The sequence below is a fragment of the Methylophilus sp. OH31 genome, assembly GCF_000576615.1.
Lineage (GTDB): Bacteria > Pseudomonadota > Gammaproteobacteria > Burkholderiales > Methylophilaceae > Methylophilus.
Map to the genome: position 1 here is coordinate 29748 of NZ_BAUS01000001.1, position 18785 is coordinate 48532.

Annotated in this window: 16 protein-coding genes; 9 read left to right on the plus strand and 7 right to left on the minus strand. The window is 49.9% G+C overall.

What is annotated here, in order from left to right; all coding sequences use genetic code 11:
• Window positions 1–41: 41 nt before the first annotated feature.
• The 4 genes from OH31_RS00110 to OH31_RS00125 are packed head-to-tail and all read right to left on the minus strand — an operon-like array spanning window position 42 to window position 5757.
• Window positions 42–467, minus strand: a complete 426-nt coding sequence (locus OH31_RS00110; RefSeq protein WP_024929119.1) for a gamma-glutamylcyclotransferase — start codon at window positions 465–467, stop codon at window positions 42–44.
• A 5-nt stretch (window positions 468–472) separates the two neighbouring features.
• Entirely contained in the window at window positions 473–1606 is a 1134-nt protein-coding gene (locus OH31_RS00115) for a PA0069 family radical SAM protein (RefSeq protein WP_024929120.1), read from the minus strand.
• A complete protein-coding gene (locus OH31_RS00120; protein ID WP_024929121.1) occupies window positions 1585–4146 on the minus strand; it encodes a glycosyltransferase in 2562 nt (853 codons plus the stop codon). Before OH31_RS00120 ends, OH31_RS00115 begins: the two co-directional genes overlap by 22 nt.
• A gap of 42 nt (window positions 4147–4188) precedes the next feature.
• Window positions 4189–5757 carry a hypothetical protein gene (locus tag OH31_RS00125; RefSeq protein WP_024929122.1) on the minus strand — a complete coding sequence of 523 codons (1569 nt, stop codon included), beginning with the start codon at window positions 5755–5757 and terminating at the stop codon, window positions 4189–4191.
• A gap of 215 nt (window positions 5758–5972) precedes the next feature.
• Here OH31_RS00125 and OH31_RS00130 point away from each other — a divergent pair, with 215 nt between their 5' ends.
• The gene (locus OH31_RS00130; RefSeq protein WP_019882749.1) at window positions 5973–6446 is read left to right on the plus strand and encodes a hypothetical protein; all 474 of its coding nucleotides are present in this window, start codon (window positions 5973–5975) and stop codon (window positions 6444–6446) included.
• A gap of 76 nt (window positions 6447–6522) precedes the next feature.
• Window positions 6523–8289 (plus strand): dihydrolipoyl dehydrogenase, encoded by a 1767-nt coding sequence (gene lpdA, locus OH31_RS00135; protein WP_024929123.1) that lies wholly within the window; start codon window positions 6523–6525, stop codon window positions 8287–8289.
• A gap of 64 nt (window positions 8290–8353) precedes the next feature.
• Here lpdA and OH31_RS00140 read toward each other — a convergent pair whose 3' ends face one another.
• From OH31_RS00140 to OH31_RS00150, 3 genes are read right to left on the minus strand one after another with little or no spacing between them, the layout of a single operon-like run.
• Window positions 8354–9226, minus strand: a complete 873-nt coding sequence (locus OH31_RS00140) for an SPOR domain-containing protein (protein ID WP_024929124.1) — start codon at window positions 9224–9226, stop codon at window positions 8354–8356.
• 13 nt (window positions 9227–9239) lie between these two features.
• Window positions 9240–10034 carry a type III pantothenate kinase gene (locus tag OH31_RS00145; RefSeq protein WP_024929125.1) on the minus strand — a complete coding sequence of 265 codons (795 nt, stop codon included), beginning with the start codon at window positions 10032–10034 and terminating at the stop codon, window positions 9240–9242.
• Window positions 10031–11020 carry a biotin--[acetyl-CoA-carboxylase] ligase gene (locus OH31_RS00150; protein ID WP_024929126.1) on the minus strand — a complete coding sequence of 330 codons (990 nt, stop codon included), beginning with the start codon at window positions 11018–11020 and terminating at the stop codon, window positions 10031–10033. Before OH31_RS00150 ends, OH31_RS00145 begins: the two co-directional genes overlap by 4 nt.
• 167 nt (window positions 11021–11187) lie before the next feature.
• On the opposite strand from OH31_RS00150, the gene OH31_RS00155 reads away from it, so the two are divergent.
• From OH31_RS00155 to OH31_RS00185, 7 genes are all read left to right on the plus strand, one after another.
• Entirely contained in the window at window positions 11188–12969 is a 1782-nt protein-coding gene (locus OH31_RS00155) for a glutamine--tRNA ligase/YqeY domain fusion protein (protein ID WP_024929127.1), read from the plus strand.
• Window positions 12969–13142 carry an addiction module protein gene (locus tag OH31_RS14970; protein ID WP_148296184.1) on the plus strand — a complete coding sequence of 58 codons (174 nt, stop codon included), beginning with the start codon at window positions 12969–12971 and terminating at the stop codon, window positions 13140–13142. The genes OH31_RS00155 and OH31_RS14970 overlap by 1 nt, the downstream gene beginning before the upstream one ends.
• A gap of 154 nt (window positions 13143–13296) precedes the next feature.
• A complete protein-coding gene (locus tag OH31_RS14290; RefSeq protein WP_242402141.1) occupies window positions 13297–13641 on the plus strand; it encodes a hypothetical protein in 345 nt (114 codons plus the stop codon).
• The gene (locus OH31_RS15090; protein WP_158497420.1) at window positions 13638–13808 is read left to right on the plus strand and encodes a hypothetical protein; all 171 of its coding nucleotides are present in this window, start codon (window positions 13638–13640) and stop codon (window positions 13806–13808) included. Before OH31_RS14290 ends, OH31_RS15090 begins: the two co-directional genes overlap by 4 nt.
• 101 nt (window positions 13809–13909) lie before the next feature.
• The gene (locus OH31_RS00175) at window positions 13910–15685 is read left to right on the plus strand and encodes an ATP-dependent endonuclease (protein WP_024929128.1); all 1776 of its coding nucleotides are present in this window, start codon (window positions 13910–13912) and stop codon (window positions 15683–15685) included.
• Window positions 15686–15749: 64 nt separating this feature from the next.
• Complete coding sequence (locus tag OH31_RS00180; protein WP_024929129.1) at window positions 15750–16304, plus strand: flavin reductase family protein; 555 nt, start codon at window positions 15750–15752, stop codon at window positions 16302–16304.
• 272 nt (window positions 16305–16576) lie between these two features.
• Window positions 16577–18784 (plus strand): HAD-IIB family hydrolase, encoded by a 2208-nt coding sequence (locus OH31_RS00185; protein WP_024929130.1) that lies wholly within the window; start codon window positions 16577–16579, stop codon window positions 18782–18784.
• Window position 18785: the final 1 nt, after the last annotated feature.

An 18785-nucleotide genomic window follows, 5' to 3' on the forward strand; every position in this document is an offset into this window, starting at 1 on the left:
CTGCAATATCAAACAAAGGGCGCTGATGGCGCCCTTTGTTTTCATATCAGTTGTTCGTGCTGCATAAAGTCACCAGATTCAATCAGTCGCTTATTGTCCAGAGGCCATTGATACAGGTAAATCCACACCTGTTCCAATACGCGACCATCTACGGCAAGTATCTGCGTGTGAAGCCGTTGATACTCCGCAGGCTGCCGATGTCGGGCACTACACGCCTCATAATCATCCAGCACAGCCAGCGTGCTTTGCGCATCATGCAAACGGTAAACCTCCCCATAGACGCGGTCATCAGCACAGTCAGAGGCAATCACACCAGGGTAATAGCTGATCTGGTACATCAGGCCTTGAAACCAGCCTCCAGTGACGAATTCAGCATGCGTAGAAAGATAAGCAGCCATTGCGTTTGCGTTACCTTGGCGCAAGGTGCCATAGACAAATAACAAATCGCCAAATAACAAATCAAGCATGGTGATTAAAACAATGTGAGTTGCGGGCTGTTTGACGACTGCCGCCAGGCATCCGGCACCTTAAACAAATCGGTACGGAAGCCCAACCTTTCGCCTGACATGCCCAGCTTCTGGCAACTGAGTTTGAAACGATGTGCCAGCAAATCGGCAAACATGCCTTCGCCACGCATGCGTTGACCAAACCCGCTTTGGTAGGTTTTGCCGCCACGGCTTTGCTTCACAAGACTCATGACATGGCTGGCTTTGAGCGGAAAATACTGTTGCAACCATTGCTCAAACAAACCGCTTAACTCATGCGGTAAGCGCAGAAACACATAACCTGCTTTTCTGGCACCCGCTTGATGTGCTTGTTGCAGGATCTGCTCCATATCGCAATCGGTCAACGCCGGAATCACTGGTGCCACCATGACCCCCGTCGGAATACCTGCCTCGCTCAGACGGCGCAGGGTTTCAAAACGGCGTTCAGGCGCTGCCGCACGTGGTTCCAGTCGGCGCGCAATCTGTCTATCTAGTGTCGTGATGCTCAAGTAGATGCTGGCCAAACCTTTGGCGGCCATGGGGGCGATTAAATCGATATCCCGCTCGACCAGCGACGATTTGGTCACCAGACTGAATGGGTGATTCGCCTCAGCCAGCACTTGAATGATCTTTCGCGTCAACTGATATTCACGCTCAATCGGCTGGTAGCTATCCGTATTCATGCCGAGTGCGATGGGCGCACATTGATACTTGGCATGCGCCAGCTCTTTTTTGAGCAACTCGGCGGCATCCGCTTTCATCAGTAAGCGCGATTCGAAGTCCAGCCCGGGCGACAAGCCTAAATAAGCATGCGTAGGACGTGCGTAGCAATAAATACAGCCATGCTCACAGCCCCGGTAATGGTTGAGGGTACGATCAAAAGGCAAATCAGGCGACTGGATGTAGTTGATGACTGTTTTCGCGGCATCCAGCATGACTTCGGTGCGTAATGGCGGGGCATCCTCATCAAGCGTTCCCCACCCATCGTCAACGGCCACACGGGCGTGTGGGTCAAAGCGGCTGACCTGGTTGCTGTGTGCCGCCCGCCCCTTATAGATCAAGGGCTTTTCCACCTGATCAGGTGGAAAAGCGTCATGACTTACTTCCCTTCCGATATCCATTGACATGCCAGCGCACTCCAGTACGGCAGCGATTGCAGAGCCAGCATGGACACCCATAATTGCGCATCCAGATTGCTAAAGCCTCGTGCATACAACATGGCTGCGCCCGCCATAATCAGCGATACCAGAATCAACAGTTCTTCTTTAATCGGATCTATAAGTTGCCAGTTGCTGAGCTTGGCTTTAGTTTTGTTGGTCACCACAAACACCCCAGCCTTGTGCGTCAGGCCGTTGATAATGCCTCTGGCAATCGCGTGTGACAAGCCAAGGCTGGCCAGTGAAGCGCCAAAAATATCCGTCCAGCTGCAATGCATGGTTTTGCGGTACAGCACGGGCCCCAGAATCGCCTTGATCGCCAGGAAACACAGGATAGGCACAATCATGACCACCACAGGCAGGCTAAAGTATTTAGGAAACGCCAGCATAGCAATGGTCCAGCCGATAGAACCAATGGTGAATACCAGTTGCAAGGCTTCACCAAACCAGCCAAACCAGCCGGTGAGAAAGTGATAACGCTGGCTGAAATTCAACGATGACTTGCCCAGTAATTTAGGCATATGGTGCTTAAGAATCTGCATGGCACCAAACGCCCAGCGGTTACGTTGTGATTTAAGCGCCTTGAAGTTGGCTGGTGTCAGGCCACGACCAAAAGTTTCATCAATGTAGCGCAGCTCCATATTGTTCTCGAGCAAGCGCAAACCAAGTTCAGTATCCTCACAAATACACCATTCTGACCAGCCACCCAGTGTTTGCAGTGATTCACGGCGAATCAAAGTCATGGTGCCGTGTTGAATCAAGGCATTACGTTCATGCCTATGGTGCATGCCAATACGGAAAAAGCCTTCAAACTCCCAGTTACACATGCGGTGGAAAAAGTGATTTTCCCATTCGCGGTGTGCTTGTGGCGCTTGTACTACTGCGACTTGCGACTCCTGGAAGTGTGGCACCAGGTCAGACAGCCAGTCCGGGGTCACTACGTAGTCGGCATCCACCACGCCGACCACTTTTGCATCAGGGTGCGTTTTATCCAAAGCAAAATTCAATGCCCCGGCTTTAAAGCCAGGCCAGGAAGGCAGATGGTAGAAATGGAAATTATCCGGCATGGTCGCCATATACGTTTCCAGCGGCTTCCACTTGGCTTCATCTTTGGTGTTGTTATCCACCACAATCACTTCATAGTGCGTGTAATTCAGGTGACGCAGGCTATCAATGGTGGCAATCACCATCTCCGGCGGTTCGTTGTAGCAGGCCAGGTGGATAGACACGAACAGTTCCTGGTCTGCTGGCAGGGCTTGCGCGCGCTTAAACAGGCGACGCCAGGCAGGTTTAAACATCACCTCGCTGAACTCGGCGGCATAAATCATCAGCACCATAGAGGTCAATGCAATGCCCAGGATCAGGCCAATCAGCACCACGAAATCACGCAGGGTGTAGTAATAATCACCAGGCAAGTTCCAGGCAATGGTGAGGGTGGTAATACATGCCTGGAACAACACGGCCATCGACAACACACCGCCTATGCCCCAGTGTTTGAAACGCCATGCAATTAACATGAGTGGAATAAAGGCCAGCAAGCTAGACCAGGTCGCTTTCGCAATCCAGCGCGTATTTGGCGGTACAGCACCTTGCAGCGAATACTTCTGGTGACGGTCGGCGTTATACATGCCCCAATACGCGCCAGCCCAACCTTCCAGTGCCACTTTCCAGGGTTGGTCAAACGCTTCCATCAGGTAAAAATCAAGGTCTTCAATTGAATTACGCGCCAGAAACTCGCGAATAAAACGCGCCTGATTGACTTCACTGGCAACAGAGGCGCCAATAGCCGGGCCGCGGCTAGGCCAGCCCACCTCGGTAATCACGATTTTTTTACGCGGGTAAGCCTGCATGAGCTGGTTGTAACGCTCGATGGTGTATTGCACGGCTTTTTCCACTGGCACACCCTCGTGGTATGGCAGCAAATGCACGGCGATATAATCCACATGCTTCACCAACTCAGGATGCTTGAGCCAAACGTGCCATGGTTCAGCCGTTGAAACCGGCACATTGCTATGCTCCCTGACAAAATCCAGGTAACCCATCAGCGACTGCACTGGCAAATCATTACGCAGTAAGGCTTCGTTACCCACAATCACGCGATCAATATTGCTGTAGTTCTCCAGCTTTTCCAGCAAGGCAGAGATCTCGCGGGTGTTTTTCTGGTTATCGGTATCAATCCAGGCACCTGCAATCACGTTCATATTGCGTCTGGCGGCCAGCGGCACAACCTCATTCAAATCCAGCGACGAATACATGCGGATATGACGCGTGTGCTTGTGCATCAAATCCAGGTCCTCCGCCAACTCGGCCGTGCTTGGGTGCTGCCCATCAAGCGGGCTTTGATTGCCACGGTAGCCTGAATAAGCAAATCCATTGACTGCTGGTTTCACATTGATCAGCGGCAATGCACGGTTGGCCAAGGCCCACAGGCCGAAATGCAACGCCGAAAACAGGATGGCAAACACCAACCCGGGTACCAGTTTTTTAAACCAAGAAACGATCACTTCTCACTCTTTCCATCATGTCTGATGTATTTATTTAAACTTTTATTGGCTAAGCTGCACACTTCTGGCAGGCAACAAAAACAGTGCCACACCACATGCTGCACACCACCACCAGGCAATCACATTGCCAGGTTCCGTCATGGCCACCGCAATTGCCATATTGGCCGCAATCACCACCATCACTGTTGTCAGCCAAATGCCCACCATCGGCAAAGGTGCCTGTGTGCTAGCACGCAAAGGCGTTGTGATGATAGAAATAGCGATCATCACCAATGGCAAGCCAACCAGGATCAGCGGAAAATCAAGATAACGCCCATTGATCGCCAGCCCGGCGCTGGTCAACAAAAATGCCAGCGCCAGCAAGCGCAATAATGATTGCTCGATGCAAGGCTTGATGCCCAAACCCAGCCATTGCCGCAATTGCATCAGCACTAATGTCCAGCCCAGTAATACCAGGCCACCTAACATGGCATACTCGGCGCTATTGCGTGCGGCCAACTGCACATACCCCACCTGCAAATAAGCATGCAAGCCAACCACACCGCCAGTAAACGCCAGCAACAGCATTTGGTTTACAGGCACGCGCTTGTATTGTCCCCAGGCAACGGCTGCTACGGCAAGTACCAAAGCCAGCAGGTAAGGTTTAAAGCCATCGGCGCGCTCTGCTACAGGGCCTTGCAGATTAAATTTAGGCTGTAAATCCGTATCCAGCACGCCCCAATAACCGCCAACTGTGCCTTCAAGCTCGCGCTTCCATGGCTGATCAACCGCTTCAATCACGTTGTACTGCCAATGATTGACGTGCGCCGCTTGTAAAAACTCACGCATATAGCGTGCCTGATTGATCGCACTCGGCTTGGACCAGAAGCGCTGACGCCCTTGTGATGGCCAGCCAGTCTCGCCAATCAAAATTGGCTTTTTAAACACAGTGCCCAAGTGGCCCATGACAGACGCCGTATGCGCAACCGCCTGCTCAATCGCCACTGGCTTGTCTTCCCAATAAGGCAAAATATGCACGGTCACAAAGTCGACATCCTGCTCCAGCGTGGGATGCTTGAGCCAAAACTCCCAGACGTCAGCGTAAGTGACAGGGGCCTTGGTATTGGCTTTGGCCCATTGCAGATATTCATGCATTTTCGGCTCGGTTTGTTCACCGCGCAGCAACACTTCATTACCAACCACCAGGCCACGCACGGTATCAGGGTATTGGTTAGCCTGTTGCACTGCCAATTGCAATTCAGACTGGTTCAGCGCATCCACCCAGCCAATCCAAACTCCAAGAATGACCTTCATGCCCAATTTTTGCGCCGCTTTTGGCACGTAATCCAGCCCCTGGCCAACCGAATAAGTACGCACACAGCGCGTGACTTTAGACAGTGCCTGCAAATCTTGCTCAATCTGCAGCGGATCAACAAAGCTGTCTTTAATCGTAGGATTCATGCCCGGTTTGTAGTACGGCGCATAAGAAACGCATTGTAATGGCAACGCCTCGGCGGCCACCTCTACCAGCTCTTGCGGCTGTTGCAGGCGCCAGAGGTAAAAGATCGACCCGATCAGGAACAGGGTCAGCCAGACAATCGGTGAAATTCGAGATAACAAACGCTGCAACATGATCCCCTGAAACGGAATTCCTTAAAAAATAGCTTGCATTCTCTCACAAATAGTACCGGGATGCGTCCTACAAACCCTGATAAAACCTCAGAAATATTCCAAAAGAGACTTGGTAAATTAGGCAATTGGACTTATGATGAAACGTATTTAAAAGTCGCGTTAAAAACATCGGCTTTTAAAGAATTTCACGCCAAAATAATCATCTCAGAAGTCATATGAACGTTAAATCCTGCTTGACCACACTCGTGTTGCTCTCATCCTTTTCTGTGCCAGCATTTGCGGCGCCTGTTGCCAGCCTGGACTACAGCGGCGAATATCTCTGCAAAGGCAACAATGTCACCGTCGGTGACTATGAAGTAACCATTTATTTGAAAAAGAATCGACGCAACAGCACGTCGCAAGTGTCCGTATACGATCTGGCAACCCACACCGAAAACAAGCAAAGCTATACCGGACAAGCCATTACACGTGGCAAACAACTGGCCATGACGTTTAAACTGTCTGATGCCAAATATGCCGAGTTCTCCACTGGAATGGGCCAATTCACCAAAGTTGGCAAAAATGGCTGGACCTTCAAAAACGATTATTACGAACCAGATGACACAGGCGGCAACTACGGCCATGAAACCTGCACCATGAAACCGGCGCCAGTCGCCCACCCTGCGAGCGGCGCAACTAGCAGACATTAGGATGTGTAGACAGCCTGAAAGTGATCTTGTTCTTTTGGTGATAAAATAGCAAAACTAATCGGAATATAAGGTTTTCATGAGTCAAATGGTTGAAATATTGGTGCCGGATATCGGCAATTTTGACAGCGTCGATGTCATCGAAGTGCTGGTGGCCGTGGGTGACACCATCGCCAAAGAGGATTCACTGATCACGGTAGAATCTGATAAAGCCTCCATGGACATCCCCTCTTCACACGCGGGTGTCGTTAAAGAACTCAAAGTTGCAGTCGGTGACAAGGTCGCCAAAGGCAGCCTGATTTTAGTGGTAGAAAGTGCCCAGGCCGCGACAGCTGAATCGAAGCCTGCAGCCGTGGAGGCAACTGCCGCCCCAGTAGCACAAACAAGCGCACCTGTTGCACCCGCTCCAGCGGCAGCAACAGGCAACAATGACGTAAGCTGTCAGGTCATGGTGCTCGGTTCAGGCCCAGGCGGCTATACCGCCGCTTTCCGTGCGGCGGACTTAGGCTTGAAAGTCGTGCTGGTTGAGCGCTATCCGACCCTGGGCGGTGTGTGCCTGAACGTTGGCTGCATTCCATCCAAGGCCCTGTTGCATACTGCAAAAGTGATTACCGAAGCCGAGGAAACCGAACATCACGGCCTAAGTTTCGGCCAACCGAACATCGACCTCGACAAACTGCGTAACTGGAAAGCCAACGACGTGGTCGGCAAGCTCACTGGCGGCCTTGCACAAATGGCTAAAATGCGTGGTGTGACTGTCGTCAGTGGCGTTGGTAAATTTACCAGCCCTCACCAGATTGCGGTGACTGCCACCGATGGCAACGTCACCCTGGTTGGCTTTGAACATGCCATTATTGCGGCAGGCTCACAAGCGACTAAATTCCCTGGCGCGCCAGAAGACGAACGCATTATGGACTCAACTGGCGCACTCGCATTGGCTGATGTCCCCAAACGCATGCTGGTGATTGGCGGCGGCATTATCGGCCTGGAAATGGGCACGGTGTATGACGCACTGGGCAGCAAGGTCAGTGTGGTCGAGTTTATGGACGGCCTGATTCCAGGTGCAGACCGTGACTTGGTGCGCCCATTGCAAAAGCGTATGGAAAAACGTTTCGAAAGTATTTTAGTCTCGACCAAAGTGTCTAAACTGGAAGCCAAAGCAGACGGTATTTATGTTGACTTTGAAGGCGCCAACGCGCCGAAAGAAACACAGAAATACGACCGCGTTCTGGTTTCCATTGGCCGCCGTCCAAACGGTAAGAACATCGGTGCAGAAAACGCAGGTGTGATTGTGGATGAGCGTGGCTTTATTACCGTCGACAAACAAATGCGCACCAATGTGCCTCACATTTTCGCCATTGGCGACATTGTCGGCCAACCCATGCTGGCACACAAAGCGACGCATGAAGCCAAAGTGGCTGCTGAAGTGATTGCTGGTCATAAAGTTGAATTTGTTGCCAGCGTGATTCCATCCGTCGCTTACACCGACCCTGAAATCGCCTGGGTGGGCTTAACCGAAACAGAAGCTAAGGCCAAAGGCATTGAGATCGAAAAAGCCAGCTTCCCATGGGCAGCCAGTGGTCGTGCGTTATCGATTGCGCGTACCGAAGGCGCCACCAAGTTGATTTTTGATAAAGACACGCATCGCGTCATCGGCGCTGGCATTGTCGGCATCAACGCCGGTGAATTGCTTGCTGAAGCTGTACTGGCGATTGAAATGGGCGCGGACGCGCATGACCTGGGCCTGACAATTCACGCCCACCCTACGCTGTCTGAAACTGTTTGCTTTGCCGCAGAGCTTAAAGAAGGCACCATTACCGATATGTTGCCGCCGAAAAAGCGTTAACTTTCATATCGTTGTACAACAAAAAGCCCGCAATTGCGGGCTTTTTGTTTGAGTCATTCCATGATTACTGGCAAGGAATCTCTTTTAATACGCTATCCGGAAAATGCGAGCGGGATTTCTGCAAACTGGCGAACTGTTGTGGTGACACTTGCTGTAGCTTGATGACCGCCTGCCCGCCATTGCGCGTCGCCTTAATCAATAGTTTCACGCCCTTATTTTTCAGGTCGGCCATGAGTTTGTCTGCCAGTTTTTCATCACGGAATACGCCAAATGAGATGGCGTTACGCCATTTAGGATCGTCCTGCACAATAAAGAAATCTTCAACGCCCAGTTTGCGCAATTCATCAGCTTTGGTTTGTGCAGCTTCTGCGGTGGCCAAAGGTGGCTTGTAAATCCAGTAGCGCACGCTCTCCTGGCCGCTGCTGGTCATATTGGTTTGCGTTTTAATACTCATCTGCTGTGCCAAACTGGCGGCTTCAGTCACACGCGCCATATTAAATCCGCTCCACTCGTAACACGCAGTTTGGACTGCCGCATGTGTTTCCGCTGGCTTGACCAGAGGAGTTTTGTCGGCAGGCAGCTTCTCTGCAGGCTTGGTTTCGGAAGGCCTGGCTTCAGTGGACTTAGTTTCGACAGGTTTTGCCTCAGCGACTTTGTTGGCTTCTGGCGCTTTGATGTCTGCTTTGGATAAATTAGGCGCCATGACCGGTGAGTTGCTTGCCGCAACTGCCTCAGGCTGTAAAACAGGCTCAGGAGTAGATGCCACCGCCACCGTACGCTTGGGATAAGATGCCAATGCTTGTGCACTGAGTAATTTTATCTGTTCGGGATGTATCTCAGGCTTAAGGCTGCTGACTGCCGAAAGCGATGCGTCGCGCTTAAAATAAGCAAACACTGCCACGTTGGCTAACAGCAATATCCAGAATAGTCTTTTCATTATTGTGCGCTTTTCATTCGTCTGTATTTTTAGCCAGGCAGGCCAACCCCTTTAAAACCAGATTATCCACAATAATCGCCTGCGCTGACAATGTACCCGGCAAATATTGATGTAATAACGGTGCATCACCGCCAGTGAGTACCAATAAAGGCACTGAATCGACCAAAGCTAACATGCGCTCAAACTGTGCAGAGACTGAAGCCGCCAATGCCTGCAAGCAACCCAGCCACATTGCCTGCCGGCTTTCTTGTGCAAAGCCTGGCAGCGCATCACGTTCAAGGGGATAAGCATAATCCAGTTGCGCCGCCCCTTGCTGCAAACTTTGCCACATCAAACGCAAACCTGGTTGTATGGTACCACCAGCAAACCTGGCCCCAGCCTTATTCACCACTAGCGCATCGATTGTCATCGCCGTCCCCGCAGTAACGATCAGGGTTGGCCGACCAAACTGCTGCCAAACAGCGAGCATGCTGCACCAGCGATCACTGCCCAGTTGCGAAGGCTGCTCATACGTATTTTGCACACTCAGCGCAGAAGCCTGTGATTGCACCAGATGCAATTTATCACCAAGTGCAGGTAAGCGTTGCAACCAATCTGACCCAGCCACATTGCTCAGCCAGACCTGCTCGGCCTGCTCAATCGCCTGCAACAACCGTTGTGCTTCCACATCCGCCTGCAACCACTGTTCATGCTCTAATGCATGCACCTGCCATACAGTGGATGCATGCGATGCATCCTCCGGGCACCAGGCCCATTTGGTGCGCGTATTGCCTGCGTCAATCAATAACTTCGCGTTCAATAACTTCACGCTGCACTCCGCACACTGATTTCACCGGCATTAAACCGTTGTTGGCCAGTCGCGGTTTCTACCAGCAAACTGCCTTCTTCGGCTACCCCGAGCACTTGGCCAGGAATCGTCTGGCCATTGGCCAGCAACAAATTGACCGACTGCTGATGAAATGCATGATATGTTGTCCACTCGCGTTGAAAATAGGCAAACCCTTGTTCAGCAAACTGGTTTAAGTGCATGGCAAGCTGGCTAAGGCAGCGTCCCAGCAATAGATTCGGGTCCAACGCCTGTGCAGATAACGCATTCAGACCTAACACCGGCTGATCAATATTCAGCCTCATCTCAGGCGCGATCTCCAGATTCAGGCCAATACCAATCACTGCTGCGCTTGGGCCTTCCATATCGCCTTGCAGCTCAATCAGAATACCGCCCAACTTGTGCCATTGTCCCTGATGCAGTACCAGCAAATCATTCGGCCATTTTAGCTGCACATCCGTCAGGCCCAATGTATGCAAGGCGCGCACCAGCGCCAGGCCAACCACCAGGCTAAGGCCAGACAAACCGGCAGCACCACACTGAAAGCGCCATAACAGTGAGAAGGTCACGCTACCACCCAACTGTGATACCCAGGTACGGCCACGGCGCCCACGCCCGGCGGTCTGGATATGGGCAGCGACACAAGTGGCGTGCGCGATTCCCCGTGCGCTTTCCTGCATTAAATAACGGTTGGTTGAATCCACCTGCGCCAGCACCTGCACATGAAACCACGGCGCATATTCGCCACAGGCCTGCACGATGGCATCCACATCCAGCAAAGTCACCGCCTTGGGCAGGCGGTAGCCGCGCCCACGCACGGAGAATACGGTAATGCCCAATGCTTCTACTGATTGAATCGCGTTATAAACAGTCGCCCGCGTCACGCCAAAGCGTTGCGCAAGCGTCTCGCCAGAATGAAACTTGCCATCGGCCAGTACAGCTAATATCGGGAATGCCAGTTTGTTCATCGAATGACTGTTTTAAGTGCATCAAGGGCTTTAATCATAGCCCGCAGTGTAGCATATCCGCCTTGTGCCGCCGGTCGATCAAGGCTTGAAATACAGTGCATTAAGCGTTTTGGGGCACAGCACGAAGCGTGTAAAATAGACATACTTTAGAAACTTCAAGAACCGCCATGTCGACAGAAAAAGAACCGATTCCAGCCGCCTCCAACTTTATCCGTGCCGTGATTGATAAAGACCTCGCAGAAAACAAGTACGCGAGCAAAAAATGGGCTGGCTCGCCAGGTGACGCCGCACACCAAGCCAGTGGCCAGGTAGACTTCGCTAAAATCCGCACCCGCTTTCCACCCGAGCCTAACGGTTACCTGCACATTGGTCATGCCAAATCGATCTTTTTAAACTTTGGCCTGGCACGTGATTACAACGGTGTTTGCCACTTGCGCTTTGACGATACCAACCCTGAGAAAGAAAGCCAGGAGTATGTAGACAGCATCTCTGACATGGTGCAATGGCTGGGCTTTGGCTGGGACAATGCCACGCCTGATGGCAACAAAGAAACGAATCTGTACTTTGCGTCAGATTATTTCAACGTGATGTACCAAGCGGCTGAAGCGCTGATCCAGCATGGCCACGCCTATGTGGATGAACAAAGCGCCGAGGATATGCGTATTAACCGTGGCACCCTGACCGAGCCTGGTAAAGATTCGCCGTTCCGCAGCCGCAGCATTGAAGACAACCTGCGTATTTTCCGCGAAATGCGTGATGGCAAACATGCTGATGGCAGCATGATTTTACGTGCCAAAATCGATATGGCCTCGCCTAACATCAATATGCGCGACCCGGCCATTTACCGTATCCGTCGTGCGCATCACCATAACACCGGTGACCAATGGTGCATCTACCCAATGTACACCTTCGCGCACCCGATTGAAGATGCGCTGGAGCAGATCACCCACTCCATCTGTACGCTGGAATTTGAAGACCAACGCCCATTCTACGACTGGCTGATGGCACGCCTGGTCGAAGCAAACCTGCTGGCCAACCCGGTGCCTTACCAGTATGAGTTTGCGCGTTTAAACCTGACTTATGTGGTGCTCTCCAAACGCAAACTGATTCAACTGGTGGAAGAAAAACATGTATCAGGCTGGGATGACCCACGCCTGCCAACGTTGGCAGGCGCGCGTCGTCGCGGCTACACGCCAGAAGGCTTTAAGCTGTTTACGGATCGTATTGGCGTCTCCAAGGCTGACTCCTGGATTGATTACAGCATCCTTGAAGACTGCATGCGCGAAGTGCTCAACGAATCCGCACCACGCAAAATCGGCGTGCTCGACCCAATCAAACTGGTCATCGACAATTATCCTGAAAGTCAGGAAGAAGACTGCTACGCACCTAACCATCCACAGAAACCGGATTTGGGTAAACGCGTGGTCAAACTTTCCAAAGAGCTATGGATTGAACGCGAAGACTTTATGGAAGAGCCAAGCAAAGGTTACTTCCGTCTGTTCCCGGGCAACATGGTGCGCCTGCGATATGGCTACGTGGTCAAATGCATCAGCTGTGAAAAAGATGCCGCAGGCAACGTCACTACCGTGCATTGCGAATACCTGCCAGACACCAAATCTGGCACACCGGGTTCAGACAGCGTCAAAGTCAAAGGCAACATCCACTGGGTGAGTGCTGCGCATGCCTACACCGCTGAAATTCGCCTGTATGACCGCCTGTTTAAAGACGCGCATCCGGGTAGCGGCGATAAAGACTTTCTGGATGACATTAACCCGAATTCAGTGACCACCATTACTGCGCAATTGGAACAAGGTGCGCAAGAAGCCAGTGCTGGCGACATTTACCAGTTTGAACGCCACGGTTATTTTGTCGCTGACAGAAAAGACAGTGTGCCTGGTAAACCGGTGTTTAACAGAACGGTAACATTGAAGGATACTTGGCAGAAATAATGGATAAAAACCAGCCCAATCATTTACCCGTCTCTCACAAGCGGGAATGCAGCCTGATTGAGCAAGCGTGGCTAAATATTGCCAAGCAACGCCTGGATGACATCCTTTCGAATAAAGTAAAAACCATCCCATGCGAAGTGGTTTTTGAAAGAATTAACCAACGTCTAGGCTGATGAAAAAAGTCATCATTATTGCAGGTCCAAACGGCGCAGGAAAAACTACCTTCGCTCGTGAATACCTGCCTAATGATTCATCAACGCCGACCTGATCGCAGCCGGGTTGGCGCCCTTTTCCCCTGAAACAGCGGCGGTTAAAGCGGCAAGACTCATGCTGAAAGAAATTGAGCTTAATGTAAAAGCTGGCAACAGCTTTGCCATTGAAACAACGCTTTCAGGAAAAACCTACGCAAAAGATATTCTCGCATGGAAAAAACTTGGCTATCACATCACGCTTGCTTTTCTAAGCCTGCCTGACCCAGAAATTGCGATAGCCAGGGTTGCCGCAAGAGTCGCCGCTGGTGGACACAACATACCAGAAGCCACTATCAGGCGTAGATTCAAAGCTGGCTTAGAAAACTTTCATCAGCTTTACAGCGCTCTAGCAAATTCATGGTCTTTGTATGACAATTCAGACGACCAACCTAAATTGATATCACGAGGTATTAATCTATGACCGAAAAAGAAAAGCTGATAGAAAAAGAGTTTAAAGATATTGATCAAGCACTACGGCGGGCAGCTCAAACAGCAAAAAAACTGGCAGAGAAAAATGGTACACCCTATGTTGTAGTCAGCTTTAAGAACAACACATTGCAAAATACTAAGAGCATTGATGACCAATAAGGGAAGTTAAGCTGCCACCCCATACGCACCAGGCTTAAAAGTGGCTACAAGGCTTTACAAAACTTATTTCCAATAATAATGAGGAACTCAAGGGAGAATAAGTGAAGATTATTTCAAAAGTGGAAATTAACTATTTCCGATCAATTTACAGCATAAGCCTCTTGCGCAACAACGATATTAACGTATTAATCGGCGGAAACGACTCCGGCAAATCTAACATTTTAAAAGCACTTAACCTTTTCTTTAATAACGAAACTGAACTGAACACTCCATTTAACTTTATCGAAGACTTATCGAGGCTACGGGAAAAAGAGGCAAGATCAGCAAAAGGTCGCGCATCTATTTGGATTAAAGTTACTTTTAATAATTTTCTCGGTTGGAAATCTCTTCCAGAGCAGTTTTCAATAAAAAGAACTTGGAATAGATATGAAGAATACCCTGTAGACACATACTCTGAAGACCTTCCCAGCACAACCATCGGCAGATTTTTAAACAGGCTATCTTTTCACTACATACCCGCTGTAAGAGGTAGGGATATTTTTAGTCACTATCTTAATGCGTTACATGATGCATTAATCGATGATGAAAAAGCTGGTTTTAGGGGTGCATCTGTCAACTTGCTTGATGCAATTAACTCAAGCACGAAAGACATGAGTGACAAGATAAATAAAGGACTGAACATCCAAAGCAGTATACAAGTACCAGAAGATCTTCGCGAACTTTTCTCAGCCCTTGATTTTTCAACGAAATTCTCTGGATACGACATACCATTGCAAAAGCGTGGAGATGGGATACAAGCTAGACACATACCATTTATTCTTGATTTTGTTGCACGCCACTCAAGCAAACAACACATATGGGCTTATGAAGAGCCTGAGAACTCCCTTGAACTGAGTAAAGCATTTGAGTTAGCAAGTGAGTTTTCGACAGACTTTTCAAAAGAAAATCAAATATTCTTGACTACACACTCTCCAGCATTTTATGACCTTTCAGGTCCAAATGTTAGTAAATGGCTTGTAAAACCTGAAGACTTCTACTCCACTGGAAATGAGCTACACACCAATGTAACAGAGATCCTCTCTGGACAAGAGGTTGATGAAAGTCTAGGTATAGCTGCGCTTATTGCAACCAGAGCTAAAGAGTTGTACATAAGAATTAATGATTTAAATGAAGCGCAACAAAAATTGCAAGACAAAATTGCATCTGTTGTAAAAGCTCAAGTGATTGTTGAAGGCCCAAGCGATAAAAGAATTTTGGAAATAGCTTTTGCGAAGCTATTTCCAAATGATGAATGTTTTTGTGAGTTTATTTCGGCAGAGGGTGCTGACAACCTTACTCACAATTTGAAAAGTTTCAAAACGATTGAGAAGAAATACCCATTTCCGATTATTGGACTATTTGATAATGACCAAAAAGGAAGGGCTGAAAGCAAACACTTTAATATGCACAAACTTGTAGCGAACGATCAATTTAGAGAGATAAGCGCTGATAAGAAAATATACAGTGGAATGCTTCCAATCATGCCCGCACTAGAGAATGTGGCGGATGAGTGCAAAATGAAATCTGGATTTGTATTCCAAATACCATTGACCATTGAATTTATGTTTCCACAAGATGTCATTAAAAAAGCGATTGAGGCTCAGAAATTAGTACTTAATGAAACCAAATATACAGCCAAGCATACATCAGGTATCCAGTACCCAGTGAACTTAACAGAGGAATGTAAAAAGCATTTACCAGAAGACTACCATTATCTAGCGTATGAAATCGATGAGTCTTATAAAGTAAGATTCTCAGAATGGGTACTCACACTAGAAGCAGAAGCTTTTGTACAGTTCAAACCACTTTTGGAAAATTTAAAATTTCTTTGTGATTAGTTTGTCAGCACATTAAATTAACCCACAAAAATCTCAATCAAAAAGTTTGTAGCAAATTAAACTCATGAAACCTATTGAAGTTAGCCATATAGCGCGCCTCCTCAACCACGGCCCCACTACGCTCATCACCTCATCCCATGCCGACAAGCGCAATATCATGGCTGCGGCTTGGGTGTGCGCGCTGGATTTTAATCCCGCCAAAGTCACAGTGGTAATCGATAGTAAAACCTATACGCGTGAGTTGATGGAAGCAGAAGGTACGTTTGCCATTAACCTGCCCTGCGTACAGCAGATTGAGATGGTGAAACAAGTAGGTGCAATCAGTGGCCGCGATTTGCCTGGCACAGATAAGTTTGCTGAATACGGCATAGCAACATTTGCTGCACACAAAATCAGTGCGCCATTAGTAGAGGGCTGTGTGGGATGGCTGGAATGCAAAATCATCTCTGAGCCACACAACCAGAATACTTACGATTTATTTATCGCCGAAGTCGTGGCGGCGCATGCCGACGAACGCGTGTTTTCCGAAGGCCGCTGGCACTTTGATGACCATGATGCATTACGCACGGTGCACCATATTGCCGGTGGCGTATTTTTTGCCACAGGCCAGCAATGTTAGCGCTGTAATCTCATCACCCAACCTTCAAAAAGCCCTGCCGTGTTTGCAGGGCTTTTTCATTTTCAGACAATTCCTACAAGCAGAAAATAAACTTACCTGCCATGAAGGTGTCAGGTTTAACAGAGCTTTTTAATGTGTAAGCGTGTGACATAAGCACGGCTCAGGCAGCAAACACCGCTGTCAATCTGACGATCGCACCTTCGCATACAGTCTTTGGCAAGTAAGCCAGTGGCGTCCTTGTCTACCCTACCTTCATAAGCAGTCAGGTAACTATGCGCGCAAAACTTGAACAAAAAACAGATCAGTTATATGTACTCCTTATCAGTGTCCACGGACTGATCAGGGGCGAAGCACTTGAACTGGGTGTCGATGCCGATACCGGCGGCCAGTGTACTTATGTGCTGGATTTAGCCAAAGCGCTGGCTGAACACCCTGAAGTGGGCAAAGTCGATTTGATGACACGCCTGATTGAAGACCCACAGGTACCGCCAGACTATGCCCAGGCTGAAGAAAAACTGAGTGATCATGCCCGCATTATTCGTTTCCCATGTGGCCCCAAGCGCTATATGCGCAAGGAGACCTTGTGGCCGCACCTGGACCAGATGGTGGATCGCTGCCTGCATTATTTGCGCCAGCAAGGTCGCTTGCCGGACGTGATTCACTCGCATTATGCCGATGCCGGATACGTCGGCCGCCAGCTCTCCATGTTGCTGGGTATTCCGCAAATTCACACGGGGCATTCGCTGGGTAAACCCAAACAGGAGAAATTACTCTCCAGTGGCCGCAAAGCCACCAATATTGAAAAGCAATTTAACTTTGAGCGGCGCATTGCCGAAGAGGAAGCGCTGATACAACACGCCTCCATGATCGTGACCAGTACGCGCCAGGAGGTTGAACTGCAATATGGCATGTATGCGCAACCAGACGCTAAAAAATTCAGAGTTATCCCGCCAGGCACCGATACCTCTCGCTTTTCACCACCAGGCAGGCGGCCGATTGCAAACAGCGTAGAGCAAAGCATCGCACGCTTTTTAGAGCATCCTAAAAAGCCGATGATTCTATGTATCTGCCGACCCGAAATGCGTAAAAACATCCAGGGCCTGATTGCGGCTTATGGCAATCACCCTGCCCTGCAAAAACGCGCCAATCTGGTACTGGTGGCTGGTAGCCGTGACAATATCCGAAATCTCGAAAAGTCGCAGGCAGCAGTACTCAATGAGTTGCTGCTGGATATTGACACTTATGATTTGTGGGGCAAAGTGGCAATCCCCAAAAGTCATGCACAGGAAGAGGTGCCTGAACTTTACCGCCTGGCCGCCAAGAGCCGAGGTATGTTCATTAATGCCGCGTTTACCGAACCGTTCGGACTGACCTTGCTGGAAGCCGCCGCCTGCGGCTTGCCGGTGATTGCGCCTGACGATGGCGGGCCGCGTGACATTCTGGCAAATTGCCATCACGGGTTACTGGTGGATACACTCGATAGCGATGCCATTGGCGAAGCGTTGTTATCGGCGCTGACGGACAAGCCACGCTGGCGAAAATGGTCTAAGAGCGGCGTGATCAATGTCAAACGCCATTACACCTGGGCCGGCCACGTCAACAAATACGTTAAAGAAGTCCGCGCTTTATTGCGCAAGCAACGTAAAAACCTGCGCAAACAACAGATCGCGTTGCACAGCGGCAAATCTGCGATTCCATTGGCGCAGCATGCGTTTATCACCGATATCGATAATACCTTGCTTGGTCAGCGTGACGGACAAGAGGCTTTGGTGGAGTGGTTAATCGACAATGTCGGCTATACCATTTTTGGCATCGCCACCGGTCGCCCGCTAGAGAGTGCCATTGATATATTGCGCAAAAATCGCATCCCGATTCCCGATGTGCTGATCACCTCAGTCGGCTCCGAAATTCACTATGGTATACGCCGTATTCCGGACATCGGCTGGGCGAATCATATCCGCCACCTGTGGCGGCGCGACGATGTGGTCAAGGCCATGCAAGAGATTCCAGGCATACGTTTGCAAGCTGCTGACAACCAGCGCGAATTCAAAATCTCTTATCTGGTGGACTCACAAATCATGCCCGCGGTAGAAAAAATCAGCCAGCATTTGCATGCGCGTGGCTTGCATGCACAGATCATCTATTCCCACGGTGAGTTTCTCGATCTGTTACCGATACGCGCTTCCAAAGGGCACGCCATCCGCTACCTGTCATATAAATGGGGGCTGCCATTGGCCAGTTTCCTGGTCTCGGGTGATTCTGGCAATGACATCGAAATGCTGGTGGGCGACACCATGGCGGTGGTGGTTGGCAATTACAGTGAAGACCTCACCCACCTCAAAGGGGTGCCGCGCATTTATTTCGCCCAGGCCCAATATGCACATGGCATTTTAGAGGGCATGCAACATTACAAATTTGGCGTCGCCGCTAATAAAGCCCCAAAACCTACGCCTGAACAAGCCGCCATGGAGGATGCTTAAT